General features: G+C 72.0%; 24 protein-coding genes. 8 read left to right on the top strand and 16 right to left on the bottom strand.

Annotation, left to right across the window (positions count from 1 at the left end; translation table 11 throughout):
* Nucleotides 1-5 precede the first annotated feature (5 nt).
* Nucleotides 6-1,289 carry an MFS transporter gene (locus ABZ707_RS22745; protein WP_360177864.1) on the bottom strand — a complete coding sequence of 428 codons (1,284 nt, stop codon included), beginning with the start codon at nucleotides 1,287-1,289 and terminating at the stop codon, nucleotides 6-8.
* A 63-nt stretch (nucleotides 1,290-1,352) separates the two neighbouring features.
* Between ABZ707_RS22745 and ABZ707_RS22740 the strand changes: the two genes are divergently transcribed.
* A complete protein-coding gene (locus tag ABZ707_RS22740) occupies nucleotides 1,353-2,339 on the top strand; it encodes a LysR family transcriptional regulator (RefSeq protein WP_360177862.1) in 987 nt (328 codons plus the stop codon).
* A 21-nt stretch (nucleotides 2,340-2,360) separates the two neighbouring features.
* On the opposite strand, the gene ABZ707_RS22735 is transcribed toward ABZ707_RS22740, so the two are convergent.
* Nucleotides 2,361-3,179 (bottom strand): alpha/beta hydrolase, encoded by an 819-nt coding sequence (locus ABZ707_RS22735; protein ID WP_360177859.1) that lies wholly within the window; start codon nucleotides 3,177-3,179, stop codon nucleotides 2,361-2,363.
* 102 nt (nucleotides 3,180-3,281) lie between these two features.
* Here ABZ707_RS22735 and ABZ707_RS22730 point away from each other — a divergent pair, with 102 nt between their 5' ends.
* Nucleotides 3,282-4,415, top strand: coding sequence for an adenosine deaminase (locus ABZ707_RS22730; RefSeq protein ID WP_360177856.1), 1,134 nt, complete (start codon nucleotides 3,282-3,284; stop codon nucleotides 4,413-4,415).
* A gap of 150 nt (nucleotides 4,416-4,565) precedes the next feature.
* Nucleotides 4,566-4,910, top strand: a complete 345-nt coding sequence (locus ABZ707_RS22725) for an ATP-binding protein (protein WP_360177853.1) — start codon at nucleotides 4,566-4,568, stop codon at nucleotides 4,908-4,910.
* 51 nt (nucleotides 4,911-4,961) lie between these two features.
* Here ABZ707_RS22725 and ABZ707_RS22720 read toward each other — a convergent pair whose 3' ends face one another.
* From ABZ707_RS22720 to afsQ1, 5 genes are all read right to left on the bottom strand, one after another.
* Nucleotides 4,962-5,162: a PspC domain-containing protein gene (locus tag ABZ707_RS22720; protein WP_360177850.1), complete on the bottom strand. Its 201-nt coding sequence runs from the start codon at nucleotides 5,160-5,162 to the stop codon at nucleotides 4,962-4,964.
* Nucleotides 5,163-5,254: 92 nt separating this feature from the next.
* Nucleotides 5,255-5,764: a VanZ family protein gene (locus ABZ707_RS22715; RefSeq protein ID WP_360177847.1), complete on the bottom strand. Its 510-nt coding sequence runs from the start codon at nucleotides 5,762-5,764 to the stop codon at nucleotides 5,255-5,257.
* Between the two features lie 245 nt (nucleotides 5,765-6,009).
* Nucleotides 6,010-6,606 carry a hypothetical protein gene (locus tag ABZ707_RS22710; RefSeq protein ID WP_360178167.1) on the bottom strand — a complete coding sequence of 199 codons (597 nt, stop codon included), beginning with the start codon at nucleotides 6,604-6,606 and terminating at the stop codon, nucleotides 6,010-6,012.
* Between the two features lie 59 nt (nucleotides 6,607-6,665).
* The gene (locus ABZ707_RS22705; protein ID WP_360178164.1) at nucleotides 6,666-8,141 is read right to left on the bottom strand and encodes a HAMP domain-containing sensor histidine kinase; all 1,476 of its coding nucleotides are present in this window, start codon (nucleotides 8,139-8,141) and stop codon (nucleotides 6,666-6,668) included.
* 152 nt (nucleotides 8,142-8,293) lie between these two features.
* Nucleotides 8,294-8,971, bottom strand: coding sequence for a two-component system response regulator AfsQ1 (gene afsQ1 / locus ABZ707_RS22700; protein WP_173476453.1), 678 nt, complete (start codon nucleotides 8,969-8,971; stop codon nucleotides 8,294-8,296).
* Between the two features lie 192 nt (nucleotides 8,972-9,163).
* Here afsQ1 and ABZ707_RS22695 point away from each other — a divergent pair, with 192 nt between their 5' ends.
* Complete coding sequence (locus tag ABZ707_RS22695) at nucleotides 9,164-9,910, top strand: SigE family RNA polymerase sigma factor (protein WP_360177842.1); 747 nt, start codon at nucleotides 9,164-9,166, stop codon at nucleotides 9,908-9,910.
* Nucleotides 9,911-10,128: 218 nt separating this feature from the next.
* Here the strand turns inward: ABZ707_RS22695 and ABZ707_RS22690 are convergent, their stop codons facing one another.
* Nucleotides 10,129-10,863 carry a uridine kinase gene (locus tag ABZ707_RS22690; RefSeq protein ID WP_360177839.1) on the bottom strand — a complete coding sequence of 245 codons (735 nt, stop codon included), beginning with the start codon at nucleotides 10,861-10,863 and terminating at the stop codon, nucleotides 10,129-10,131.
* 112 nt (nucleotides 10,864-10,975) lie between these two features.
* Here ABZ707_RS22690 and ABZ707_RS22685 point away from each other — a divergent pair, with 112 nt between their 5' ends.
* Complete coding sequence (locus tag ABZ707_RS22685) at nucleotides 10,976-11,392, top strand: hypothetical protein (protein WP_360177836.1); 417 nt, start codon at nucleotides 10,976-10,978, stop codon at nucleotides 11,390-11,392.
* 77 nt (nucleotides 11,393-11,469) lie between these two features.
* On the opposite strand, the gene ABZ707_RS22680 is transcribed toward ABZ707_RS22685, so the two are convergent.
* The 3 genes from ABZ707_RS22680 to deoC are packed head-to-tail and all read right to left on the bottom strand — an operon-like array spanning nucleotide 11,470 to nucleotide 14,750.
* On the bottom strand, nucleotides 11,470-12,378 hold the full coding sequence (locus tag ABZ707_RS22680) for an aldehyde dehydrogenase family protein (protein WP_360177833.1): 909 nt from the start codon (nucleotides 12,376-12,378) through the stop codon (nucleotides 11,470-11,472).
* On the bottom strand, nucleotides 12,371-13,801 hold the full coding sequence (locus ABZ707_RS22675; protein WP_360177830.1) for an aldehyde dehydrogenase family protein: 1,431 nt from the start codon (nucleotides 13,799-13,801) through the stop codon (nucleotides 12,371-12,373). The genes ABZ707_RS22680 and ABZ707_RS22675 overlap by 8 nt, the downstream gene beginning before the upstream one ends.
* Nucleotide 13,802: 1 nt before the next feature.
* On the bottom strand, nucleotides 13,803-14,750 hold the full coding sequence (deoC, locus tag ABZ707_RS22670) for a deoxyribose-phosphate aldolase (RefSeq protein WP_360178161.1): 948 nt from the start codon (nucleotides 14,748-14,750) through the stop codon (nucleotides 13,803-13,805).
* Nucleotides 14,751-14,897: 147 nt separating this feature from the next.
* On the opposite strand from deoC, the gene ABZ707_RS22665 reads away from it, so the two are divergent.
* Entirely contained in the window at nucleotides 14,898-15,533 is a 636-nt protein-coding gene (locus ABZ707_RS22665; RefSeq protein WP_360177827.1) for a PH domain-containing protein, read from the top strand.
* A gap of 66 nt (nucleotides 15,534-15,599) precedes the next feature.
* Here the strand turns inward: ABZ707_RS22665 and ABZ707_RS22660 are convergent, their stop codons facing one another.
* The 3 genes from ABZ707_RS22660 to ABZ707_RS22650 all read right to left on the bottom strand — a co-directional run bounded on the left by ABZ707_RS22660 (nucleotide 15,600) and on the right by ABZ707_RS22650 (nucleotide 18,840).
* Nucleotides 15,600-17,252, bottom strand: coding sequence for a phospho-sugar mutase (locus ABZ707_RS22660; RefSeq protein ID WP_360177824.1), 1,653 nt, complete (start codon nucleotides 17,250-17,252; stop codon nucleotides 15,600-15,602).
* Between the two features lie 127 nt (nucleotides 17,253-17,379).
* A complete protein-coding gene (locus ABZ707_RS22655; RefSeq protein WP_360177821.1) occupies nucleotides 17,380-18,210 on the bottom strand; it encodes a purine-nucleoside phosphorylase in 831 nt (276 codons plus the stop codon).
* 192 nt (nucleotides 18,211-18,402) lie between these two features.
* Nucleotides 18,403-18,840: a gamma-glutamylcyclotransferase gene (locus ABZ707_RS22650; protein ID WP_319684561.1), complete on the bottom strand. Its 438-nt coding sequence runs from the start codon at nucleotides 18,838-18,840 to the stop codon at nucleotides 18,403-18,405.
* A gap of 224 nt (nucleotides 18,841-19,064) precedes the next feature.
* On the opposite strand from ABZ707_RS22650, the gene ABZ707_RS22645 reads away from it, so the two are divergent.
* Both ABZ707_RS22645 and ABZ707_RS22640 read left to right on the top strand, forming a co-directional pair.
* Nucleotides 19,065-20,504 (top strand): NAD(P)H-quinone dehydrogenase, encoded by a 1,440-nt coding sequence (locus ABZ707_RS22645; RefSeq protein ID WP_360177818.1) that lies wholly within the window; start codon nucleotides 19,065-19,067, stop codon nucleotides 20,502-20,504.
* Between the two features lie 192 nt (nucleotides 20,505-20,696).
* Complete coding sequence (locus ABZ707_RS22640) at nucleotides 20,697-21,671, top strand: DeoR/GlpR family DNA-binding transcription regulator (protein WP_360177815.1); 975 nt, start codon at nucleotides 20,697-20,699, stop codon at nucleotides 21,669-21,671.
* A gap of 58 nt (nucleotides 21,672-21,729) precedes the next feature.
* On the opposite strand, the gene ABZ707_RS22635 is transcribed toward ABZ707_RS22640, so the two are convergent.
* Nucleotides 21,730-22,344 (bottom strand): helix-turn-helix domain-containing protein, encoded by a 615-nt coding sequence (locus tag ABZ707_RS22635; RefSeq protein WP_360177812.1) that lies wholly within the window; start codon nucleotides 22,342-22,344, stop codon nucleotides 21,730-21,732.
* 170 nt (nucleotides 22,345-22,514) lie between these two features.
* Nucleotides 22,515-24,269: a biotin carboxylase N-terminal domain-containing protein gene (locus ABZ707_RS22630; protein ID WP_360177809.1), complete on the bottom strand. Its 1,755-nt coding sequence runs from the start codon at nucleotides 24,267-24,269 to the stop codon at nucleotides 22,515-22,517.
* Nucleotides 24,270-24,605 lie beyond the last annotated feature (336 nt).

The raw sequence follows: 24,605 nt of genomic DNA, 5'->3' as shown, positions 1-24,605 counted from the left end.
CCGGGTTACGGCGTCCCCGCGGTGTCCGGCCGGCTCGCGGCGGCGGCGCGCGCCACATGGGTCCCGTACAGGGTGATCGAGACGACTCCGAGGACCGCCAGCAGCCCCAGCAGCACCGTCGCGGCCCAGCCGCCGGCGTGGAAGGCGACCGCGCCCAGGGTGCCGCCCGCGCTGCTGCCCAGGTAGTACGCCGACTGGTAGAGGGCCGATGCCTGTGCGCGGCCCGTCTTCGCCGTACGGCTCACCGACGAGGAGGCGACCGCGTGACCGGCGAAGAAGCCCGCCGTGATCAGCACCAGCCCCAGCAGTACGGCCGGCAGGGTGTCGAGGAGTGACAGCAGCAGACCGGCCGCCGTCGTGCCGACCGCGAGATACAGCGCGCCGCGCCGGCCGAGCCGCCCGACCAGCCGTCCGGCCGCCGCGGAGGAGGCCGTACCGACGAGGTAGACCAGGAAGACCGAGCCGACGATGCCCTGCGGCAGGTTGAACGGCGCCTCCACCAGGCGGTAGCCGATCACGGTGTAGACCGCGCCGAACACGGTCATGAAGAGCGCGCCGATCGCGTACAGCCGCCGCAGCAGGGGATCGGCGAGGTGCCCGCCGACCGTCCTCGCCAGCCCGCGCGGGCTCAGCGAACGCGGTGTGAAGTTCCGTGCCTTCGGGAGCAGGACACGGAAGGCCACCGCGCACACCACCGCGAGCAGGCCGACCGCGCCCAGCGCCGCCCGCCAGCCCCAGAGCTGGGCCACCCAGCCGGTGAGGATCCGGCCGCTCATCCCGCCGACGCTGTTGCCCGCGACAAACAGCCCGATCGCGGCGACCAGCGCCTTCGGCCGTACCTCCTCGGCGAGGAACGCCATCGCCGACGCCGGAAGCCCGGCGAGCGCCGCGCCCTGTACCGCGCGCAGCGCCACCAGCCACTCCAGGCTGGGCGCGAACGGCACCAGCAGCCCCACCGCCACCGCGACCACCAGCGACACGGACATCAGAGTGCGCCGGCCGAATCGTTCGGACAGCGCGCTCAGCGGCAGGACGAACAGGGCCAGCGCGCCCGTCGCCGCCGACACGGTCCAGCTCGCGCGGCCCGCCGTCACATCGAAGCCGGCGGAGATGGCGGGGAGCAGTGCCTGGGTGGAGTAGAGGAGGGCGAAGGTCGCGACCCCGGCGGCGAAGAGCGCGAAGCTCATCCGGCGGAATCCGGGGCGGCCGGGAGCGAGGAGAGTCGGTGCGGAGGAGGGCGCGGCGGAGGCACCCGCGGTGACGGGTGCCTCGGTACTGACAGAAGGCATACGGAGAACGTAGGCACCGCGGTCTTCATGCGTCCAATGCAGGGAATGGCGATAATCGTTCCCATGGTGCATGAACCCAGCTCACGGCCGCGTGTGTCATGGAACAGTAACGAAGACGACATGGCGCCGACCGCCGGGCTGGACCCGGAGTCCTGGTCCGCGATCCTGGCGCCGCGCCTCGCGCACTTCGCCGGGGTGGCCCGCCACGAACATGTCACCCGCGCCGCGCAGGACATGGGGGTCCCGCAGTCCACGCTCTCCCGGGCGCTGGTCCGGCTCGAACAGGACCTGGGCGTGGACCTGTTCGCCCGTAGGGGCCGTACGGTCTCCCTCACGCTCGCGGGCCGTACGTTCCTCGCCTCGGTCGAGCGGGCCCTCGCGGAGGTGGAGCGCGCCGCCGAGTCCGTCCGGGCCGACGCCGATCCCGCGTCCGGCAAGGTCGCTTTCGGCTTTCTGCACACCATGGGCTCCGAGACCGTGCCCGGACTGATCCGGGCCTTCCGCGCCGACCATCCCCGGGTGCGGTTCCAACTCGTGCAGAACTACGGCGAGGCGATGATCGAGCGTCTGCGCGCGGGCGATCTGGATCTCTGTCTCACCTCGCCGATGCCGGACGCCCCGGATCTGGTCGCCCGCAGGCTGGACGAACAGCGGCTGCGGCTGGTCGTCCCCGACGACCACCGGCTGGCCGGGCGCCGGCGGGTCCGGCTCGCCGAGGCCGCGGACGAAACGTTCGTCACCCTCGAACCGGGGTACGGGCTGCGCCGGATCACCGACGACCTGTGCGCCGAGGCCGGCTTCCGGCCGCGTGTCGCCTTCGAGGGCGAGGAGGCCGAGACGCTTCGGGGCCTGGTCGCGGCGGGCCTGGGTGTCGCGCTGCTGCCGCCACCGGCCGTCGCCCGCCCGGGAGTTGTCGAGCTGACGGTCACGGCGCCGCGCGCCGTGCGGGAGATCGGTGTCGCCTGGCTGGACGGCCACCGGGACACCCCGCCGGTGGCCGCCTTCAAGCGCTTCCTGCTGTCCCGTCGCGGTCAACTGCTGCCCGAATGAAGGGACCCGGCCCGGAGCCGGTCACCAGCGCAGCGACCTGCCGAACCCGGCCGCCAGCGGCATCCGCAGCCCCAGCGGCGGCGGCGCCGCGAGCGCGTCCGCGACCGGGCGGGAGTAGGTGCGCGAGAGCAGCGCGCCCAGCACGAAGTCCGCGGCCAGCGCCAGGACTTCGCCATGGTGCTGACGGAGCGCGTGACCGTCCGAGTGGACCTCGAAGCGGCAGGTGTCCCGGTTGACCTTCTTCGCGCGTTCGGCCAGCCGGTAGGAGAGCTCGGGATCGCTGCGCGCGTCATTGGTGCCGTGCACTATCAGTACCTGCCGGCCCGCCAACTGCCGTACCGGTTCCGGTTCCACGGCCCGGTCGTCCTCCGGCAGCCAGGGGGACATCGCCAGCACCGAGGTGACGGCCGGGTGTCCCGCGGCGTGCAGCGCGGCCCGGCCGCCCATGCCGTGTCCCGCGAGGCACACGGGGACGTCGCCGTAGCGCCGCACCGCCTCCTCCGCCGCCCATTCCGCGTCCGCCGCGAGGTGCGCGTCCGCGCCGTTCCAGCCCCGCCGGCGGTAGCGCACCAGGTGCACGACGAGCCCTTCGGCCGCCCCGGACCTCGCCAGCGACCTCGCCAGCGGTAACACCCCCGCGTAGGCGACGGGCGAGGGGCGGCGGACCGAGACCGGCTCGCCCGGCGGCAGCACCAGGATCACCCCTCCCACCGCGGAACCCGTGGTCAGCGCGGTGACCACCCTCCCCAGCCGTGCCCGTGGCTCCGTGTGACGCCCGCGCGCCGGGCCGTACCGCTCCGCGGTCGGGTCCCCCGCCCCGGGAACTGCGTGCTGTCCCATAGCAGAACAGTCTCAGAAGGGGAGGTGTACGCCACCCGTCCGCGCGGTCACTGTTACATATCGACCAGCGCACTCTACGCGCGTAGGAGTTAGAGTGCGGAGATGACGAGCCAGACCTTCCGTCCGCCCACCGCCGATCAGATCCGCCGCGCTCCCAAGGTCCTTCTCCACGACCATCTGGACGGCGGGCTGCGTCCCGGCACGATCATCGAGATCGCCCGGGAGACCGGCTACGAGGCGCTGCCCGAGCAGGAGCCCGACAAGCTCGGCCTCTGGTTCCGCGAGGCCGCCGACTCCGGTTCGCTGGAGCGCTATCTGGAGACCTTCGCGCACACCTGCGCCGTCATGCAGACCCGCGAGGCGCTCTTCCGGGTCGCCGCGGAGTGCGCCGAGGATCTCGCCGAGGACGGCGTCGTCTACGCCGAGGTGCGCTACGCGCCCGAGCAGCACCTGGAGCAGGGCCTCAGCCTCGAAGAGGTCGTCGAGGCCGTCAACGAGGGCTTCCGGGAAGGCGAACGCCGGGCCCGTGAGAACGGTCACCGCATCCGGGTCGGCGCGCTGCTGACGGCCATGCGGCACGCGGCCCGCTCCCTGGAGATCGCCGAACTCGCCAACCGCTACCGGGACTCCGGCGTCGTCGGCTTCGACATCGCGGGCGCCGAGGCCGGGTTCCCGCCCACCCGCCACCTGGACGCCTTCGAGTATCTGAAGCGGGAGAACAACCACTTCACCATCCACGCCGGTGAGGCGTTCGGGCTGCCCTCGATCTGGCAGGCGCTCCAGTGGTGCGGCGCCGACCGGCTGGGCCACGGCGTGCGCATCATCGATGACATAGAGGTTGCCGAGGACGGCTCCGTGAAGCTGGGCCGGCTCGCCGCGTACGTACGGGACAAGCGCGTCCCGCTGGAGCTGTGCCCCAGCTCCAACCTCCAGACCGGCGCGGCCACCTCGTACGGCGAACACCCCATCGGCCTGCTGCGGGGTCTGCACTTCCGGGCGACGGTGAACACCGACAACCGCCTGATGAGCGGCACAAGCCTGAGCCGTGAATTCGAGCTGCTGGTCGACGCGTTCGACTACACGCTCGACGACATCCAGTGGTTCACCGTCAATGCGATGAAATCAGCATTCATCCCTTTCGACGAACGACTTGCCATGATCAATGATGTGATCAAGCCCGGATACGCCGAGCTGAAATCCGAATGGCTGTTCAAGCAGACGGCTGTGACCAGCTAGTTTCTCTGCCGGATACGTCGATCACCCTGATCGGGGAGGGGTCGGGAACACTCATTCCCGACCCCTTCCGGGTGTTTGCGGGACAGGTGTGTGGCTCGCTAACTTGCAGAGCTGCTCACCTCCCCCCATTCCCCGAGGACGAAATCCCAGATGAAGAAGTCCGCCGTCAAGACCCTTGGTGTCGCCGCCCTCGGCGCCGCCTTCGCCGCCACCGCCGCGGGCACCGCCTCCGCCGCGCCCGCCGTGCCCCTCAACGGCGCCGACCTCGTCAGCAAGACCCTGCCGGTGGGCGGCACCGCCCCCCAGCTCCCGGTGCCCGCGTCGGACGCGGCGACGGCCGGCCGGACCGCGCTCGCCACCCTCCAGAAGGCCGCGCCCCAGGTGCTCTCGTCCGTCAGGACCGCCGGCCCCCTGCACTCCCTGCTCGGCGGACTGCCGGTCAACAGCCTGGCGCAGGGCGGAGCCCCGGTCAGCGGGCTCCCGCTCGGCGGCTGAGCGACCGCAGCGGTGAGGCGCGCACCCGCGCCGGGTGCGCGCCTCACCGTGCTACCAGGCGGCCGTGCGGGTCTTCTCGCCCGGCAGCAGCGCCCACAGCGCCAGATACAGCAGGAACTGAGGGCCCGGCAGCAGGCATGAGACCAGGAAGATCACTCGTACGGTGGTGGCGGAGGTGCCGAAGCGCCGTGCCAGCGCCGCGCACACTCCGCCGATCATGCGTCCGTCACGGGGGCGGGCCAATGCGGCCATGGTGGGCTCCTTCACGAGTCCGGGAGGGAGCCTCTCCTGATGGGCTCCCGATGTCTCCATGGTGCCGCCGGGTCAGGGGACGAAGCGTCGCTCTACGGGGCGACACCGACCCTGGTTGTCGTCGGGGTCCGTCCCTGAGAGGCGTCCTCCCGCAGGACGGCGCCGGGGTCGTCCCCGGGGCGCGGTGCCCGGCGCGAGCCGTGGGACCGCTGTCTGCGGCGCATCCTGGACCGGCCCGCGGGCACGACCGCGAGATGCGCGAGCGCCACCCCTGCCGTGTTGAGGAGCAGCGAGTCCACGTCGACCACCTGGCCGGGCACTCCGGTCTGCGCCAGTTCGATCCCCAGGGAGATCAGCGCTCCGGCCGCGACCGTACGGGCCAGGGACGCCCAGGGCGAGACGGTGAGCCGGCCGCCGGCCATCGGCAGCAGCACACCGAGCGGGGCCAGCAGGAGCAGTCCCTCGCCCATCCGGCGCAGGGCCTCCAGCGGGCTCAGCGCCAGATCCGCCCGGATGCCCGCGAGCGGTGTCAGATTGGCCGCGGTCACCCACATCACGTCCAGCGGGCGGAGCGTCAGCCACCCCACCAGCAGAAGATGCATGAGGAGGAGAACGAACCCCGCTGTACGGAAGCGGATGACGGCACTGCCGCCCGGACCTTGACGCACGAAGCCGAAGACGCGGGCCCCGGCGGGATCGGTTCCGCCCGTCGCGGAAGAACGGCCGCATGAGACGGGCATCACGCCCGGCCGTGACAGGAGGGGCGCGACACGTGCGACGAGGCCCGTGCGACGCGCGTCCTCCGCCCTGCGGCAGACGATCCGGCCCACGATCGGTCCGGCCGCCGTCAGGGCGACGGGTGGACGGGGCTCAGCGTCGGCACGGCCGAATCCGGACGGCTCTTCGCCTCCTGCGTACACCCGTAGACATGGGGCGCGTAGTCGCCGGGCCCGCCGAGCGTCACCTTCCCGCTCGTGGCCTCGCTCTCCGCGAACGTACAGACGATCTGCGCGAGCGCCGCCGCCGGCAGGTCCTCCGGCGGGCGGCTGAGCCGCAGCGTGCCGGGCGGATCGCTGCCGCGCGGGCTGGACAGGATCAGCGGTCCCCGCACCGAGGTGCTGAACCCCGCCCGCCGCTCGGCGGCCGACGGCTCCGCCTGGAGCTCGTCGAGCAGCGCCTGCGCGATCTGTATCCGCCCGTCGAGCGCCTTCTCCTCCGGGATCCGGGCCGCGCGCTCCACCGGTACCAGCCCGGAGGCGCACACCAGATAGACCTGCACGGGAACCCCGGGCAGCGCCTGGGTGATGACATCTTTCCTGGAGACCTCGCACGGCACCCGCGAGGGCGCGGCCCCGGCGTCCACCGGCACGGACGTGGTCCTGATCCCGCACGCGGCGGCGCACACGGCGAGCGCGGCCACCCCCGCCGTCCTCGCCAGCCCCACGGCCGCCCGGCGCCTCCGGCCGCTGCCCGTGCCGCTCCTGGGCGTCCGGCTCCCGGGCGTCACGGTGCGTCGCCTTCCTCTCCGGATTCCTCTTCCCGGTCCCGCCCCGCGGCCTCCGAGCCGTCCCGGGGCAGTCGCAGGACGAACATCGCGCCGCCGCCGGGCACATTGGCCGCGGTGATGCCGCCGCCGTGGATATGGGCGTTCTCCATCGCGATCGACAGACCGAGCCCGCTGCCCTCAGAGCGCGGCCGGGACGCGCTGGCCTTGTAGAAGCGGTCGAAGACATGCGGCAGAACGTCCTCGGGGATACCAGGACCGTGGTCCCGTACCTCGATGACCAGCGCGTCGTCCTCCGTCCGCACCGCGACCCGCACCTGGGAACCGCCGTGCTTCAGCGCGTTGCCGATCAGATTCGCCAGGATCACATCGAGCCGGCGCGGGTCCAGCCGCGCCATGATGCCGCGCTCCGCGTCCAGCTCCACCGCGTCCAGCCAGGCGCGCGCGTCGATACAGGCCGTGACCTGGTCGGCGACATCGACATCGTCGAGGACGAGCCGGGCCGTACCCGCGTCGAAGCGGGTGACCTCCATCAGATTCTCCACCAGGACATTGAGCCGCCGGGTCTCGCTCACCACCAGGGTCACGGCGGGCGCGATCATCGGGTCGAGGCTCTCGGCCTCCTCCTCCAGGACCTCCGTGACGGCGGTGAGCGCGGTCAGCGGGGTGCGCAGCTCGTGCGACATGTCGGCGACGAAGCGGCGGCTGGACTCCTCCCGCGCGCTCATGTCCGCGACCTTCTTCTGGAGCGACTCGGCGGCCCTGTTGAACGTCCGTGACAGATCGGCCAGTTCGTCCGTACCCGACACCCGCAGCCGGGTGCCCAGCTTTCCCTCGCCGAGCTGCCTGGCCGCCTCGCCCAGCCGCCGTACCGGTTTGAGCACCGTCGTCGCCGCGGCCTGCGCGAGCAGCGCGGACCCGACGAGCGCGAGCGCCGTGGCGATCCCCAGCGACCAGGCGAGCGAGTTGAGATCCGCGCGCTCCTGGTCGAGGGACTTGAACAGATAGCCGGTCGGCCCGCCGCCGATGATCCGCGTACCGCCGACCAGATACGGCGTGCCGTCGCGCTCGGTGCGCTGCCAGAAGAGGTGGTAGGGGTACGGATTCCCGGCGGACACCTCAAGCCTGTCGTTCACGGCGTGCTGGAGCGACGCCGGTACGTCGTCGAGCGTGAAGACGTCCGGGTCGGAGACGCCGACGATGGGCTTCCCCTTGTCGCGCTCGTCGATCAGCAGCACGTCGTAGTTGGGGCCGGCGGCGGCCATCTGCTCGGCGGTGCTCTGGAGATCGCTCTGGCGCGGGCGCGGCGGCAGCTCCGCGGCGCGGTTCTGCATCTCCTGCCGGAAGTCGTTCAGCGTGGAGTCCTGGGTGCGGGTCAGCACGGCCTCGCGGTTGAGCCAGTACGCGATCCCGGACGCGGAGACCGCGGCGGTCAGCGCGACCGCGCCGAAGACGACCACCAGCCGCAGCCGCAGGCTGGTCCAGCGGAGCCCGCCGGGGGCGGTCTTCCTCGCCGTGCCGCCCCGCGCGTCGCCGCGCCCGGCGGGCCGGTCGTCCTGGGCGCCGCTCTTCGCCGGGGTGTCCCGAGGCGGGCCGCCGTCCGGTCCGCCGGACCCGGGTGCGTCGCTCACGAAGGCGCGTCCAACCGGTAGCCCACGCCCCGCACCGTGCGGATCAGCGTCGGCGAGGACGGTACGTCCTCCACCTTCGCCCGCAGCCGCTGCACACACGCGTCGACCAGCCGGGAGTCGCCCAGATAGTCGTGCTCCCACACCAGCCGCAGCAACTGCTGGCGCGAGAGCGCCTGTCCGGGGCGGCGGCTCAGCTCCAGCAGCAGCCGCAGCTCGGTCGGCGTGAGCTGGAGGTCCTCGCCGTTCTTGGTGACGGTCATCGCGGAACGGTCGATCACCAGACTGCCGAATGTCGCGGAGTCCGTCGACTCCCGCTCGCCGCGCCGCAGTACGGCCCGGATCCGGGCGTCCAGCACCCGCCCCTGCACCGGCTTCACCACATAGTCGTCGGCCCCGGACTCCAGACCGACCACCACATCGATGTCGTCGCTGCGCGCGGTGAGCAGGATGATCGGCAACTGGTCGGTGCGTCTGATGCGGCGGCACACCTCGAAACCGTCGATCCCGGGCAGCATCACATCCAGCACGATCAGATCCGGCCGCTGTTCCCGGAGCAGTTTCAGGCCGTCCTCTCCCGTCGCCGCGGTGGCCACACGGTGGCCCTGGCGTGACAACGAGAGTTCGAGGGCCGTGCGGATGGCGTCGTCGTCCTCGATCAGCAACAGGAAAGGCACGGAGGTCATTCTGTCCCATGGGGGGACCGAGTTCGACAGTCGGAGCGCTCCCAACCTTCGGCGGCCCGGTCCGCAAGCACCGAAGTCCCCTGTGACAGGCCTGTGACAGACGGCGGACAGGGTGATGAAACTGCCCCGGCAAGCTCATGGGCACAGGGAAAGCAGCAGACTCCATACGACGGGGGGCGCGGGATGAACGCACTGCACGGTACGACCTCTGGCGCGGTGGTCACGCGTCTCCACGACGTCACATGGAGCGAGAAGTCCGGCGCCGTGAACGGGCGGGGGTGCGTTCGCGGCGCCGGGCGCCACAAGCCGTCGCACATGACGGCGGTGGACGTGCCGCAGGGGACCGGCGGGGGAGCGGCGTACGGGGAGGCCCCGGGGGAGCGGCCCGCCCGGACGGAGACGGCGGACGCCGAAGCGGCGTTCACCGCCTATGTCCAGGAGCGCCGTGCCTCTCTGTACGCGACCGCCTACCACCTGACCGGCGACCGGTTCGAGGCGGAGGATCTGCTCCAGAGCGCCCTCTTCTCGACGTACCGGGCCTGGGACAGGATCAGCGACAAGGCCGCGGTCGGCGGTTACCTCCGCCGCACCATGACCAATCTGCACATCAGCGCCTGGCGCAGGCGCAAGCTCAACGAGTATCCGACCGAGGAGCTGCCGGAGACGGCGAGCGACATCGACGCGATGCGCGGCACCGAACTGCGCGCGGTGCTCTGGCAGGCGCTCTCGCGCCTTCCCGAGACGCAGCGCACGATGCTGGTGCTGCGCTACTACGAGGGCCGCACGGACCCGGAGATCGCGGACATCCTCGACATCAGTGTCGGCACGGTGAAGTCGAGCATCTGGCGGTCGCTCCGCCGGCTGCGCGAGGACGAGGTCCTCAGCTTCGGCCGTGACGAGGAGGAGTCCTTCGGCGAACTGGTCGCCTGAGGGCAGCAGGGGGAACGGGGACCCGCCGGCTCCGGGGGGAGACGGCGGGAACACGGGGGCACGGGGCTCCGGGGGAAGCACGGGGGAGACCACCGGGGGAAGCACGGGGATCACGGGGGATCACCGGAGAGGGAAGCGGGACCGGACAGGCCGGGGGGACCTGTCCGGTCCCGCTTTCGTCGTGCCGGACGCCACCGCCCGCCGCGCCGCAGGGGCCGTCAGCGACCGCCCACCGGTGCGCCGGCCGCCGCTGTTCCGTCCGACGGGGCGCGGCGCGGCCGCAGGCGCCGGCCGGCCGCCGCGGCCGCGATCCGGCCCAGTGCCTCGTCCCCGCCGCACGGATGCGTGCCCAGCGCCGTCTGCCGGCCGACGATCGCGCGTTCCGCGCGCATCAGCCGCCAGCCGCGCCGCAGCAGGAACGGGAGCGACTTCCGTCCCTCGCGCAGATCGCGCAGCAGCCGCCGCCGGAATGTCGTCGAGGGACGGCCGCGCAGACAGAGCGCGTCCGCCAGTACGCCGAGTTCCCGGCAGCGCGCCACGATGTCGGCGGCGAAGATGCCCTCCGCCACGAACAGCGGCGTGCGTTCGATGTCGAGCGTCTCCGTGTCCACCCGGGCGCTGGTGGCGATGGAGTAGACGGGGACGGTCGTACGGCCCGTGCGGCACAGCTCGGCGACCGCCGCGACGGCGGCGTCCGCGTCCCAGGACAGCGGGGAGTCCCAGTCGATGTCCGCACTCTCCGGGACGAGCGGCAGCGTCGGGTCGTCGCCCTCCTTGTAGAAGTCGTCGAGGCGCAGCACGGGCAGGCCGGTGCGCGCGGCGAGGGACGATTTCCCGGAGCCGGACGGGCCCGCGAGCAGGACGACCCGGGTTGGGTGGGATGGGGAACTCACGGGACACCAGTGTGGGGCATCCGTCCGCGAGGTGAACCCCCGGGGACGGGTCGGCCACATTTCCGGGACGTCATATGTCCGCTTGGCCGGTCTTGTTGGTGTCGCACACGCCCTCTCGACTACGCTGAGTGCGTTCCCGATTACTCGAATACCAGGCCAGGCAGGAAATCCCATGGCACGTCATGCAGCTCCCACCCCGCCGCGCCGCGTTCTGGCGCGTGCCGGTCTGACCGTCACGGCGGCGGGCGCGGCCCTCGGTCTGGGCGGCGCGGCCCAGGCGGCGCAGCCCGCCGCGCCCGTCCCCGTGGCGGGCTCCGAGTCCCAGCTCACCACGGCCGGTACGGCGGCGGGGCAGTCCCTCGGCACCTCGCTCGACCACGGGACGGCGGGCGCGGTGGCGCCCGTCAAGCACCTCAGGCTCAATCCGCTGGCGGGTACCGGCGTCGATCCGCTGGACAACGCGGTCGGGACGCAGGTCGCCGACTTCAAGCCGGTGTCCACGGCGCTGGTGACCGGTCCGCTGACCCAGGGCGGGGCGCTCAAGGATCTGCCGCTGGCCGGCGCGGCCGCGGGGCTGCTGCCCGGCTGACCCGTACGGCACGACGCGACGGACGAGGGCCCGCCGCTCCGGGATGCCGGAACGGCGGGCCCTCGCCGGCGCGGGACTCAGTAGGACGAACCGGAGGCGCCGAGACTGCCGGTCGGGTGCCAGACCGTCTTTGTCTCCAGGAAGGCCGTCAGCCGTCGCGTGCCCGGATCGGCCGACCAGTCGGCGGGCCGCGGGCGCAGCACCCGCTTCATATTGTCCGCGGCGGCGATCTCCAGCTCCTTGGCCAGGACCTCGTCGGCGCCGGTCAGGTCGATGCCGTTGACGTCCTGGTGCGCGGCGAGCGGGGCCGCGATCTCGGAGGTCCTTCCCGAGAGCACATTGACCACACCGCCCGGGAGGTCGGAGGTCGCCAGCACCTCGCCGAGGGAGAGCGCGGGCAGCGGGGACCTCTCGCTCGCGACCACGATCGCCGTGTTGCCCGTGGCGATCACCGGTGCGACGGCGGAGACCAGGCCGAGGAAGGACGACTCCTGCGGGGCCAGCACGGTGACGACACCGGTCGGCTCCGGAGTGGAGAGGTTGAAGAAGGGGCCCGCGACCGGGTTCGCTCCGCCCGCGATCTGGCCGATCTTGTCGGTCCAGCCCGCGTACCAGACCCAGCGGTCGACCGCCGCGTCGACGAGCACCGCGGCCTTCGGCTTCGGCAGGCCCTCGGCGTCCGCGACTTCGCGTACGAACTGGTCACGGCGGCCCTCCAGCATCTCGGCGACCCGGTAGAGGACCTGGCCGCGGTTGTACGCGGTCGCGCCCGACCAGCCGCCGAACGCCTTGCGGGCCGCGACGACCGCGTCCCGGGCGTCCTTGCGGGAGGACAGCGGGGCGTGGGCGAGCCAGGCGCCCTGGGAGTCGGTCACTTCGTACACCCGGCCGCTCTCGCTGCGGGGGAACGTGCCCCCGATGTACAGCTTGTAGGTCTTGAAGACACGCAGCCGGCCCGCGACGGTGCCGGTGGATTCCTTAGACATCGAGGTACGCCTCCAGGCCGTGGCGGCCGCCTTCGCGGCCGTAGCCCGATTCCTTGTAGCCGCCGAAGGGCGAGGTCGGGTCGAACTTGTTGAAGGTGTTGGCCCAGACGACACCCGCGCGGAGCCGGTCGGCGACCGCCAGGATGCGGGAGCCCTTCTCCGTCCAGATGCCGGCCGACAGCCCGTACTGCGTGTTGTTGGCCTTGGCCACGGCCTCCTCGGGCGTACGGAACGTCAGCACCGACAGCACCGGGCCGAAGATCTCGTCGCGGGCGATGGTGTGTGCCTGAGTGACGTTGGTGAAGACGGTCGGTGCGAACCAGTAGCCGGAGGACGGGAGTTCGCAGGCGGGCGACCAGCGCTCCGCGCCCTCGGCCTCGCCCGTCTCGGCCAGTGCCGTGATACGGGCGAGCTGCTCGGCGGAGTTGATCGCGCCCAGGTCGGTGTTCTTGTCCAGCGGATCGCCGACCCGCAGCGTCGACAGCCGCCGCTTGAGCGAGTCCAGCAGCTCGTCGTGGACCGACTCCTGGACCAGCAGCCGGGAGCCCGCGCAGCAGACCTGGCCCTGGTTGAAGAAGATGCCCGTGACGATGCCCTCGACGGCCTGGTCGATCGGGGCGTCGTCGAAGACGATATTGGCGCCCTTGCCGCCCAGTTCGAGGGTGACCTTCTTGTCCGTCCCGGCGAGACGGCGGGCGATGGCCTTGCCGACGGCGGTCGAGCCGGTGAAGGCGACCTTGTCGATGTCCGGGTGCCCGACGAGCGCGGCGCCGGTGGCGCCGTCACCGGTGATGATGTTCACCACGCCCCTGGGCAGCCCGGCCTGGCGGCAGATGTCCGCGAAGAACAGCGCGGACAGCGGTGTCGTCTCGGCGGGCTTCAGCACCACGGTGTTGCCGGTGGCGAGCGCCGGCGCGATCTTCCAGGCGAGCATCAGCAGTGGGAAGTTCCACGGGATGACCTGGCCGGCGACGCCCAGCGGCTTCGGGTCGGCGCCGTAACCGGCGTGCGAGAGCTTGTCGGCCCAGCCCGCGTAGTAGAAGAAGTGCGCGGCGACCAGCGGAAGATCGGTGTCGCGGGTCTCCTTGATCGGCTTGCCGTTGTCGAGGGTCTCCAGGACGGCCAGCTCGCGTGAGCGCTCCTGGATGATCCGGGCGATCCGGAAGAGGTACTTGGCGCGCTCGGAGCCGGGCAGCGCGGACCACTTCTCGAACGCCTTCCTGGCGGCCCCGACCGCCCGGTCGACGTCCGCCGTACTGGCCTGGGTGTACTCGGCCAATACCTCCTCGGTGGACGGGCTGACCGTCTTGTTCAGACCTCCGCCCGAGCCTTCGGCGAACTCGCCGTCGATGAAGAGTCCGTAGGAGGGCGCGATGTCGACGATCGCACGGGACTCCGGGGCCGGCGCGTACTCGAATGCCATGTCAGTCCACCGTTACGTAATCGGGGCCGGAGTACCGGCCGGTGCTGAGCTTCTGACGCTGCATCAGCAAATCGTTCAGCAGGCTGGAGGCGCCGAAGCGGAACCAGTGGCTGTCCAGCCACTCCTCGCCCGCGGTCTCCTTGACCAGCACCAGGAACTTGATCGCGTCCTTGCTGGTGCGGATGCCGCCGGCCGGCTTCACGCCGATCCGCACACCGGACCGCTGGTGGAAGTCGCGCACGGCCTCCAGCATCAGAAGGGTGTTGGCGGGGGTGGCGTTGACCCCGACCTTGCCGGTCGACGTCTTGATGAAGTCGGCGCCGGCGATCATGCCGAGCCAGGAGGCGCGGCGGATGTTGTCGTACGTGGACAGCTCGCCGGTCTCGAAGATGACCTTGAGCCGGGCGGCTCCCGCCGCCTCCTTCACGGCGCGGATCTCCTCGTACACCTTCAGATAGCGCCCCGCGAGGAACGCGCCGCGGTCGATGACCATGTCGATCTCGTCGGCGCCCGCGGCCACGGCGTCGCGGGTGTCCGCGAGCTTCACACCGAGCGAGGCGCGGCCGGCCGGGAAGGCGGTGGCGACGGAGGCGACCTTCACGTCCGACCCCGCGAGCGCGGCCACGGCCGTTTCCGCCATGTCCGGGTAGACACAGACCGCGGCGGTGGCGGGCGTGGTGCGGTCGGTCGGATCGGGCCGGAGGGCCTTGGCGGCGAGCGCCCGGACCTTGCCCGGGGTGTCCGCGCCTTCCAGCGTCGTCAGGTCGATCATGGAGATGGCCAGATCGATGGCGTACGCCTTGGCCGTGGTCTTGATCGAGCGCGTACCGAGCGACGCGGCGCGCGCCTCCAGGCCGACGGCGTCGACGCCGGGCAGCCCGTGCAGGAACCGGCGCAGCGCGCTGTCGGACGCCGTCACATCGGCGAATGCGGGGGTGATGGTGGGCATGGTCACCAGATGAGCATATCTACGCGCGTAGCGGGGTGTACAGCGCCTGCGCGCGGGCGGAGCGAGCCGTTCCCGAGCTGTGACCGGACCCCCGGACGGGGGACGGGTCCTGGAGGGAGCTTGGAGCCGTACGGCAGAATCGACGATATGACGAGCACCCGACAGCCCTCCGAGCCGACCTACGCCGACCGTGTCTTCCGGTCGGTGGGCGGGATCGCGGGCGGAGTGGTCCTGCTCGTGATCGCCGCCTGGATCGGCGGGGACGCGCTCGTCCGGGGCACCGGCCGCACACCGTGGCTGGCGGTCGCCGGGCTGCTGCTCGTCGTACCGCTCGTCGTCGCCTTCACCCTGCGCCCGGCGGTCTTCGCCAATGACGACCGGCTGCGGATCCGGAATCCGTTCCGGACGATCCTGCTTCCCTGGGCGGTTGTGACGAATGTCAAGGCGTCCTACTCGTGCGAGGTGTTCACCCAGGACGCGGGCACGTTCCAGCTCTGGGCCGTGCCCGTCTCGCTGCGGCAGCGCAAGCGCGCCGCCCGCCGCCAGTCGCATCTCGCGCACGACGACCCGCACGGCCGGACGTCGGTCAACGCCGACGTCACCGACACCGCCTCGCGGATGGCCCAGGCCGACCGGACGGTGATCGAGCTGCGCGAACTGGCCGAGCGGTCCGCCTCCCGGCCCACCGCGCAGGGCGCGCCGGCGGTCCGCTGGGCGTACGAGATCATGGCCCCGGCCCTGGTGGGCCTGGTCTTCCTGGTCGTCCTGCTCGCCACCGGCTGAGCGCCGCTCGCCACCGGCCGGGGCCCCAAAGGGCCCGTCCCGGGTGACGGGCCCCGCAGGTACGGCTCAGATCCCGGCTGCCGCCGCGAGGTCCCGCTTCATCGCGGCGATCGTCCCGGCCGCGGTCGCCCTGGCCGTGGTGAGGGCCGTCGCGTCGGCCACCGGGACGACGATCTCCAGATAGCACTTGATCTTCGGCTCGGTGCCGCTGGGACGGACGATGACACGGGCCCGGTACTCGCCCTCCAGCCGGTAGCGGAGGCCGTCGGTCGGCGGGAGCCCGGCCGCGCCCCGGGTCAGGTCCTCGGCGGAGACGACATTCAGACCGGCCAGCCGCACCGGCGGGTGCTCACGCAGCCGGCGCATCGCGTCCGAGATCAGCGACAGGTCCTTGACGCGGACCGAGAGCTGGTCCGTGGCGTGCAGACCGTGGGTCACCGCGAGATCGTCGAGGAGGTCGGTGAGCGTACGGTCCTTCGCCTTCAGCTCCGAGGCGAGTTCGGCGACGAGCAGCGCGGCGGTGATGCCGTCCTTGTCGCGCACGCCGTCGGGGTCGACGCAGTAGCCGAGGGCCTCCTCGTATCCGTACCGCAGGCCCTCGACGCGGGCGATCCACTTGAAGCCGGTCAGCGTCTCCTCGTAACCGACCCCGGCCGCCGCGGCGATCCGGCCGAGCAGCGAGGACGAGACGATCGACTCGGCGAAGGTGCCCGTCGCCCCCTTGTGGACGAGATGCGCGGCGAGCAGCGCGCCGACCTCGTCGCCGCGCAGCATCCGCCAGCCGCCGTCGGCCGAGTCGTCGGGGACGGCCACGGCGCAGCGGTCCGCGTCCGGGTCGTTGGCGATGATCAGATCGGGCTGGACGCGGCGGGCCGTGGCGAAGGCCAGGTCCATCGCGCCCGGCTCCTCCGGATTCGGGAACGCGACCGTGGGGAAGGCCGGATCGGGCTCGGCCTGCTCGGCCACCGGCACGGGCTCGGGAAAGCCCGCCCGGGCGAACGCCGCGGTGAAGGTCTCCGTACCGACGCCGTGCAGCGCCGTGTGGACGACCCGCGCCGTCCGGGGCGACCCGGCGGTCAGGGCGGCGTCCGTGCGCTCCAGATACGCCGTCAGCACCTCGTCCCCGAGGGTCTCCCAGCCGCTGTCGGGGCGCGGGACGTCCGCCAGCGCGCCGACCGCCGCGATCTCGGCCGCGATCTCACCGTCGGCGGGCGGCACGATCTGGGAGCCGCCGCCGAGATAGACCTTGTAGCCGTTGTCCCGGGGCGGGTTGTGGCTGGCGGTGACCTCCACACCGGCGACGGCGCCGAGATGCCGCACGGCGAAGGCCAGGACGGGGGTGGGCAGCGGGCGCGGCAGCACGGCGGCGCGCAGGCCCGCGCCGGTCATCACGGCGGCGGTGTCCCGGGCGAAGTCGGCGGACTTGTAGCGGGCGTCGTAGCCGATGACGACGAGTCCGTCGCCGTCGCCCCGGCCCTTCAGATACGCGGCGAGGCCGGCGGCGGCCCGGATGACCACGGCGCGGTTCATCCGCATCGGCCCGGGGCCCAGTTCGCCGCGCAGGCCCGCCGTGCCGAACTGCAGCGTGCCGCTGAACAGCTCGGCGAGTGTGCTGGGGTCCCCGGCGTCGATGATCTTGCCGAGTTCCTCGCGGGTCTCGCTGTCCGGGTCCTCGGCCAGCCAGGCCGTGGCCCGCGCGACGATGTCCTGCTGCTGCACGGTGGGGGCACCTCCCTGCGCCGAAGCCGGCGCCGTTCTCGCGGAGGTGGTCGCTCTCCGCTTGGTTGCTCGACTGATTCCGCCGCCCGGATCCGAAGGAGTCTCCGGGGGAGATGTCATTCCCGGCTCAGATGCGCTCAAGCACCTGGGCCAGCAGGGCACCCATCTGTGTGGCCGAGTCGCGGCCCGCCCTGAGGACCTCCTCGTGGTTGAGGGGTTCGCCCGACAGGCCCGCCGCCAGATTGGTGACCAGCGAGATGCCGAGGACCTCCGCGCCGGCCTCGCGGGCCGCGATGGCCTCCAGGACGGTGGACATGCCGACCAGGTCGCCGCCCATCACCCGGACCATGTTGATCTCGGCGGGGGTCTCGTAGTGCGGGCCGGGGAACTGCACGTACACGCCCTCTTCGAGGGCCGGGTCGATCTCCTTGCACAGCGCGCGCAGCCGCGGCGAGTAGAGATCGGTCAGGTCCACGAAGTTCGCGCCGACGATCGGCGAGACGGCCGTCAGATTGATGTGGTCACTGATCAGCACGGGCTGTCCCGGCCGCATGCCCTCGCGCAGCCCGCCGCAGCCGTTGGTCAGGACGACGGTCTTGCAGCCGGCGGCGACCGCGGTCCGTACGCCGTGTGCGACGGCCGCGACGCCCCGGCCCTCGTAGTAGTGCGTACGGCCGAGGAAGACCAGTGCCCGCTTCTCCGCGATCTTGTAGGAGCGGATCCTGCCGCCGTGGCCCGCGACCGCCGGGGGCGGGAAGCCGGTGAGCTCCGTCACCGGGAAGTCCGCCTCGGGCGCGCCGAGCGCGTCGACCGCGGGGCCCCATCCCGAGCCCATGACAAGGGCGACGTCATGGGTCTCGGCGCCGGTGAGGTCGCGCAGCCGCGCGGCCGCGGCGTCGGCGACGGCAAGGGGATCGTCGGGTCCGCCGGCGTGGCCGGGGATAACAGATGCGTTCACGCGGATGAGCGTAGCCGGTCCTGTCCTACGCGCGTAGATGAGTGGTGGCGCGGGCCTTGCATCGTTGTGCGGTCGTTTCCCGCGAAAAGAGTCCGGCCCTGGGCCGGACGGGTGCCCGAGTGCCCCGCCGGCGGGGGGCGCGGAGGCGGGCGGGCCGTGTGGACGCCGGCGCCGCCGCCCGCGCGGCCGGGTTCAGCAGGGGCGCTTGCGCAGCTCCATCACATAGTCGTGCGGGGCTCCGGCCGACTCCGCCGCGTCGGCGAGTTCGCCGAGGTAGCGGGCGGACGGCAGGCCGCCCTCGTAGCCGTTCAGGACATACATCCAGGCCGGTTCCTCGCCGTCCAGGGTGTGCACCCGGACACGCATCCGCCGGTAGATGTCGAGCCCCACGCCTTCCCAGCGGTCCATGGAGTCCTCGTCCATCGGGGCGATGTCGTACAGCGCGACGAAGACCTGGGAGCGCGGGGCCTCCACGACCGTGGCCAGCGCGCCCTCCCAGCCCATCTGCTCCCCGCCGAAGGTGAGCCGCCAGCCGTTGAGCCAGCCGGTGCCGCGCAACGGGGAGTGCGGGGCGCGGCGGGTCATCAGCCGCGCGTCGAGGTTGCCGGCGTACGCGGCGTAGAGCGACATGAGGTCGAGGGTACGGGAGGTGCGGGCGTGACCGCCGGTCCACCGTCCGGGCCCGGGGCGGAGCCGGGCCCGGGGCCGCCGGGTTCCCGGATGGAGGGACCCGGGGCGAAGCTGCTTGAAGCGTGCGGGACAATGGAGTACGTACTGCATCCCCCGGGGACACCCCGGAACCCCGGCCGGGGTGGCAGACGGGCCGGGTTGACAACGCGAGGCGGACTTTTTTCGTGACCCGGATCGTGATCATCGGTGGCGGACCCGGCGGCTACGAGGCGGCCCTGGTGGGCGCGCAGCTCGGCGCGGAGGTGACCGTCGTGGACTGCGACGGCCTCGGCGGCGCGTCGGTGCTCACCGACTGCGTACCGTCGAAGACCCTCATCGCCACGGCCGAGGTGATGACCACCTTCGACTCCTCGTACGAGGAGCTGGGGATCATCGTCGCGGACGACACCCCGCCGCTGGAACGCGCGGCCCGGGTCGTCGGCGTCGACCTCGGCAAGGTCAACCGGCGGGTGAAGCGGCTGGCCCTCGCGCAGTCCCACGACATCACCGCCTCCGTCACCCGGGCCGGTGCCCGGGTGATGCGCGGCCGCGGCCGGCTCGACGGGCGGCAGGCGATGGACGGCTCGCGCCAGGTGATCGTGACCGCGGCGGACGGCAGCCAGGAGTCGCTCACCGCCGACGCCGTGCTGATCGCCACCGGCGCCCACCCCCGGGAGATCCCGGACGCGCGGCCGGACGGCGAACGCATCCTCAACTGGACGCAGGTGTACGACCTCGACGAGCTGCCCGAGGAGCTGATCGTGGTCGGTTCCGGTGTCACCGGCGCCGAGTTCGCCGGTGCCTACCAGGCGCTGGGCTCCCGGGTCACGCTGGTCTCCTCGCGCGACCGGGTGCTGCCCGGCGAGGACCCGGACGCCGCCGCCGTGCTGGAGGACGTCTTCCGGCGCCGCGGTATGAACGTGATGTCCCGCTGCCGCGCCGAGTCCGCCAAGCGCGTGGGCGACCGGGTCGAGGTGACCCTCTCCGACGGCCGGGTCATCTCCGGCTCGCACTGCCTGATGGCGGTCGGCGCGATCCCCAACACCGCCGGCATGGGTCTTGAGGAGGCCGGTGTCCTGCTCAAGGACTCGGGCCACATCAAGACCGACCGGGTCTCCCGCACCTCCGCGCCCGGTGTCTACGCCGCCGGGGACGTCACCGGGATCTTCGCGCTCGCCTCGGTCGCGGCCATGCAGGGCCGGATAGCGATGTACCACTTCCTGGGCGACGCGGTGACGCCGCTCAACCTGAAGACCGTCTCGTCCAACGTCTTCACCGATCCCGAGATCGCCACCGTCGGCTACACCCAGGCGGACATCGACAGCGGCAAAATAGACGCCCGTGTCGTCAAGCTGCCGCTGCTGCGCAACGCGCGCGCCAAGATGCAGGGCATCAGGGACGGCTTCGTCAAGATCTTCGCCCGTCCCGGCACGGGCATCGTGGTCGGCGGTGTGGTCGTCGCGCCCCGGGCGAGCGAGCTGATCCATCCCATCGCGCTCGCGGTCGACAACAACCTGACCGTCGAACAGATCGCGAACACCTTCACCGTCTACCCCTCCCTTTCGGGGTCGATCGCCGAGGTGGCGCGGCAGCTGCACACCCGGAAGACGGGCGAGGAGAACTGACGCCGGGGCTCGTCCCCGCCCGGCGGGACCGGGGCCGACCGGCCCGGGACCGGCCCTGACACACCCTCGCCGCGGTGCCGTGTTCGAGTCGCGCGATCGCTCATACCACCATGCGCGCTCGTCTGTGTACAACTTCTGTTATTCGGCGCAAACTGCTGAAACCAGACGGACATTGGGGTTACTGTCAGTTTCGTGTTCGCTGCAGAACGTCGTCAATTGATCCTCGAAATGGTGCGTGCCAACGGAGCCGTGTCGCTCCGTGAGCTCGCCCGCGTCGTCCAGACCTCCGAAGTGACCGTGCGGCGCGACGTGCGGGCGCTGGAGGCAGAAGGACTCCTCGACCGCAGACATGGCGGTGCGGTACTGCCGGGCGGATTCACGCGAGAATCCGGCTTTCCGCAAAAGTCCCATCTCGCGACGGCGGAGAAGACGGCCATCGCCGATCTCGCCGCGAGCTTCGTCGAAGAGGGCGAGGCCGTGGTCGTCGGTGCCGGTACGACCACGCAGGAGCTGGCGCGCCGGCTCGCGCGGATCCCGGGACTGACCGTCGTCACCAACTCCCTGCTGGTCGCTCAGGCGTTGGCGCACGCCAACCGTGTCGAAGTCGTCATGACGGGCGGCACGCTGCGCGGTTCGAACTACGCGCTGGTCGGCAGCGGGGCCGAGCAGTCCCTCCAGGGGCTGCGGGTCTCCCGCGCGTTCCTCTCCGGGAGCGGCCTGACGGCCGAGCGCGGGCTGTCCACGTCCAACATGCTCTCGGCGAGCGTCGACCGCGCGCTGGTACAGGCCGCGGCGGAGGTCGTGGTGCTGGCCGATCACACCAAGCTCGGCACCGACACGATGTTCCAGACGGTGCCGACCGACCTGATCAGCCGGCTGGTGACGGACGAGCCGCCCGCGCACGACGACCGGGCCGGGACCGAGCTCCAGGCCCTAGCCGACCAGGGCGTGCAGATCGCGGTGGCGGGCGCGGGAGCCGCGTCCGGCGGCGAGCCGGTCCCACCGGGGCGCCAGCCCCGCCGGGACGTGCCGCTGCCGGGCCAGCGCCGTACGCACGCGGCGGGACCGGGCGGGAGCCCCGGGCCGCAACTGCGCGGCGCGGCAGCCCCGCTGTCGGCTCAGGAACAGGGCGAGCGCGCGAGGGTGGCCGACCTGCGCCGCCGCTGAGGCGCGGCGGGGCGGGCCGGGGCCCGGATCTCCGGCCGGTCCGTCTCCGGCCCGTGGCTCAGCCCGGCGCCTCCTCGCCCGGACGCGGCCGGTGCGTGCTGAGGCCGGTCAGGGTCAGCGTCAGCAGACGGTCGGCCAACTGCGGCTCGTCCGGGGTTTGTTCGGCGGCCAGCGCGATGGCGTTGGTCAACTGCATCAGATCGTCGATGGAGACCTCGGGCCGCACGCTGCCGGCCCGCTGCGCCCGTACGAGCAGCCGCTCGCCCGCCTCGCGCATCGGCACGCTGCACTGGGACAGCGCGGAACTCCTGTCGCGCGAGGCCGACATGAGCGCCTGCGAGAGCCCCCGGTACTCGCCCGCGTGCGTGATGATGGCGCGCAGCCACTCCACCAGCGCCTCACAGGGCACGGCCGCTCCGGCGAGTTCGCGCGAGCGCTCCAGCAGCGAGGCGAGCGCCTCCTGGAAGACGGCGCTCATCAGCGCGTGCCGGTTGGGAAAGTGGCGGTAGAGCGTGCCGATCCCCACGCCCGCGCGGCGTGCCACATCCTCCAGCGAGGCGTCCGTGCCGTGCTCCGCGAAGCTGATGCGGGCCTCGGCGAGCAGCCGGTCGTAGTTGCGGCGCGCGTCGGCGCGCATGGGCCGGGGCGGCGCCTGTGCCGTACTCCTCGCCATCGCGCGGTCCTTCCTGTCTCCACCCGTGGTGCCGTGGCACCCGTGGCGTCCAGGATGCCATCGCCCGGGGCACGGCCGGCGCCGCGGGACCGCCCGCTCGTGGACATGACACCGCCCCGCCGGACGGGTCCGGCGGGGCGGCGTGGCCGAGAACGGTACGGACCGGCCGGTCAGTCCTTGATCTCGCAGATGGTGGCGCCGGAGGTGATGGACGTCCCGACGGCGGCGGCCAGGCCCTTGACGGTGCCGGAGCGGTGCGCGTTCAGGGGCTGTTCCATCTTCATGGCCTCCAGGACGACGACGAGGTCGCCCTCCTTGACCTCCTGGCCCTCTTCCACGGCGACCTTGACGATGGTGCCCTGCATCGGGGAGGCCAGGGTGTCGCCGGAGGCCGTGGAGGCCGACTTCTTGGCCGCGCGCCGCTTGGGCTTGGCGCCGGCCGCCAGGCCGGTGCGGGCCAGCGACATGCCGAGGCTGGTCGGCAGGGAGACTTCGAGGCGCTTGCCGCCGACCTCGACCACGACGGTCTCGCGGCCCGCCTCCTCGTCCACGTCCGTGTCGGCGGACGCGGTGAAGGCCGGGATGTCGTTCTCGAACTCCGTCTCGATCCACCGGGTGTGGATGGTGAACGGGTCGGAGGTGAACGCGGGATCCGCGACCACCTTGCGGTGGAACGGGATGGCGGTCGCCATGCCCTCGACATTGAACTCGGCCAGCGCGCGGGCCGCGCGCTGGAGCGCCTGCTCCCGACTGGCGCCGGTGACGATCAGCTTGGCGAGGAGCGAGTCCCAGGCCGGGCCGATGACCGAGCCGGATTCGACGCCCGCGTCCAGCCGGACACCGGGGCCGGTCGGCGGGGCGAAGGTGGTGACGGTGCCGGGCGCGGGAAGGAAGCCGCGGCCCGGGTCCTCGCCGTTGATACGGAACTCGAACGAGTGTCCGCGCATGGCAGGGTCGTCGTAGCCGAGTTCCTCGCCGTCGGCGATCCGGAACATCTCCCGGACCAGGTCGAGCCCGGTGACCTCTTCGGTGACGGGGTGCTCCACCTGGAGCCGGGTGTTGACCTCCAGGAAGGAGATCGTGCCGTCGACACCGACGAGGAACTCGACGGTGCCCGCGCCGACGTAACCGGCCTCCTTGAGGATCGCCTTCGACGCCGCGTACAGCTCGGCGTTCTGCGCCTCGCTCAGGAACGGCGCGGGCGCCTCCTCGACCAGCTTCTGGTGGCGGCGCTGGAGCGAGCAGTCACGGGTCGACACGACGACGACATTGCCGTGCGAGTCGGCCAGGCACTGGGTCTCCACATGCCGGGGCTTGTCGAGGTAGCGCTCGACGAAGCACTCGCCGCGGCCGAAGGCCGCGACGGCCTCGCGGACGGCGGAGTCGTACAGCTCCGGGATCTCCTCCAGCGTGCGCGCGACCTTGAGGCCGCGGCCACCGCCGCCGAAGGCCGCCTTGATGGCGATCGGCAGACCGTGCTCGCGCGCGAAGGCCACGACCTCGTCCGAGCCGGAGACCGGGTCGGCGGTGCCGGCGACGAGCGGCGCGCCGGCGCGCTGGGCGATGTGACGGGCCGCGACCTTGTCACCCAGATCGCGGATGGCCTGCGGCGGCGGGCCGATCCAGGTCAGACCCGCGTCGAGGACGGCCTGGGCGAAGTCGGCGTTCTCGGAGAGGAAGCCGTAGCCCGGATGAATGGCGTCCGCGTCCGAATCCTTCGCCGCCTGGAGCACCTTGGCCATGTCCAGATAGCTGGCAGCCGGTGTGTCACCGCCCAGGGCGAACGCCTCGTCGGCCGCGCGGACATGCAGGGCGTCCCGGTCCGGGTCGGCGTAGACGGCTACGCTCGCGATCCCGGCATCCCGGCAGGCACGGGCAACGCGGACAGCGATTTCGCCACGGTTGGCGATGAGCACCTTGCGCACGATGGCTCCCTCCTTGAGACAAGCTGAGTTTAGGGACAGCCGACACGCCCGCTCGGCCCGTCTCCAGTGGTGACCTTGCCCGCACGGAGCGTGACCGGAGTCATGATCGAGTGGCGAAATCCCTTGTGGCACCACGGTACGCCGCGATCCTTCGTCGCACAGTAGCGGTCGGACGTGGTCCAGCTCTCTGTCTGGGTGCCCCTCGGCGGATCGCGTTTCTTTGTGGAGTCCCTACGAATGGCGGAATGATTCTTTGCCTCCACGCGGGCCCTTGTCCGCGGGTTTACCGATTAGTAGCGTGCGCGATGTCGTCCGTACTTGCGGTAACTGGGGAAG

The organism is Streptomyces sp. NPDC006923, assembly GCF_040635655.1.
GTDB lineage: Bacteria > Actinomycetota > Actinomycetes > Streptomycetales > Streptomycetaceae > Streptomyces.
This window is presented reverse-complemented; position numbering and strand designations above follow the sequence as displayed.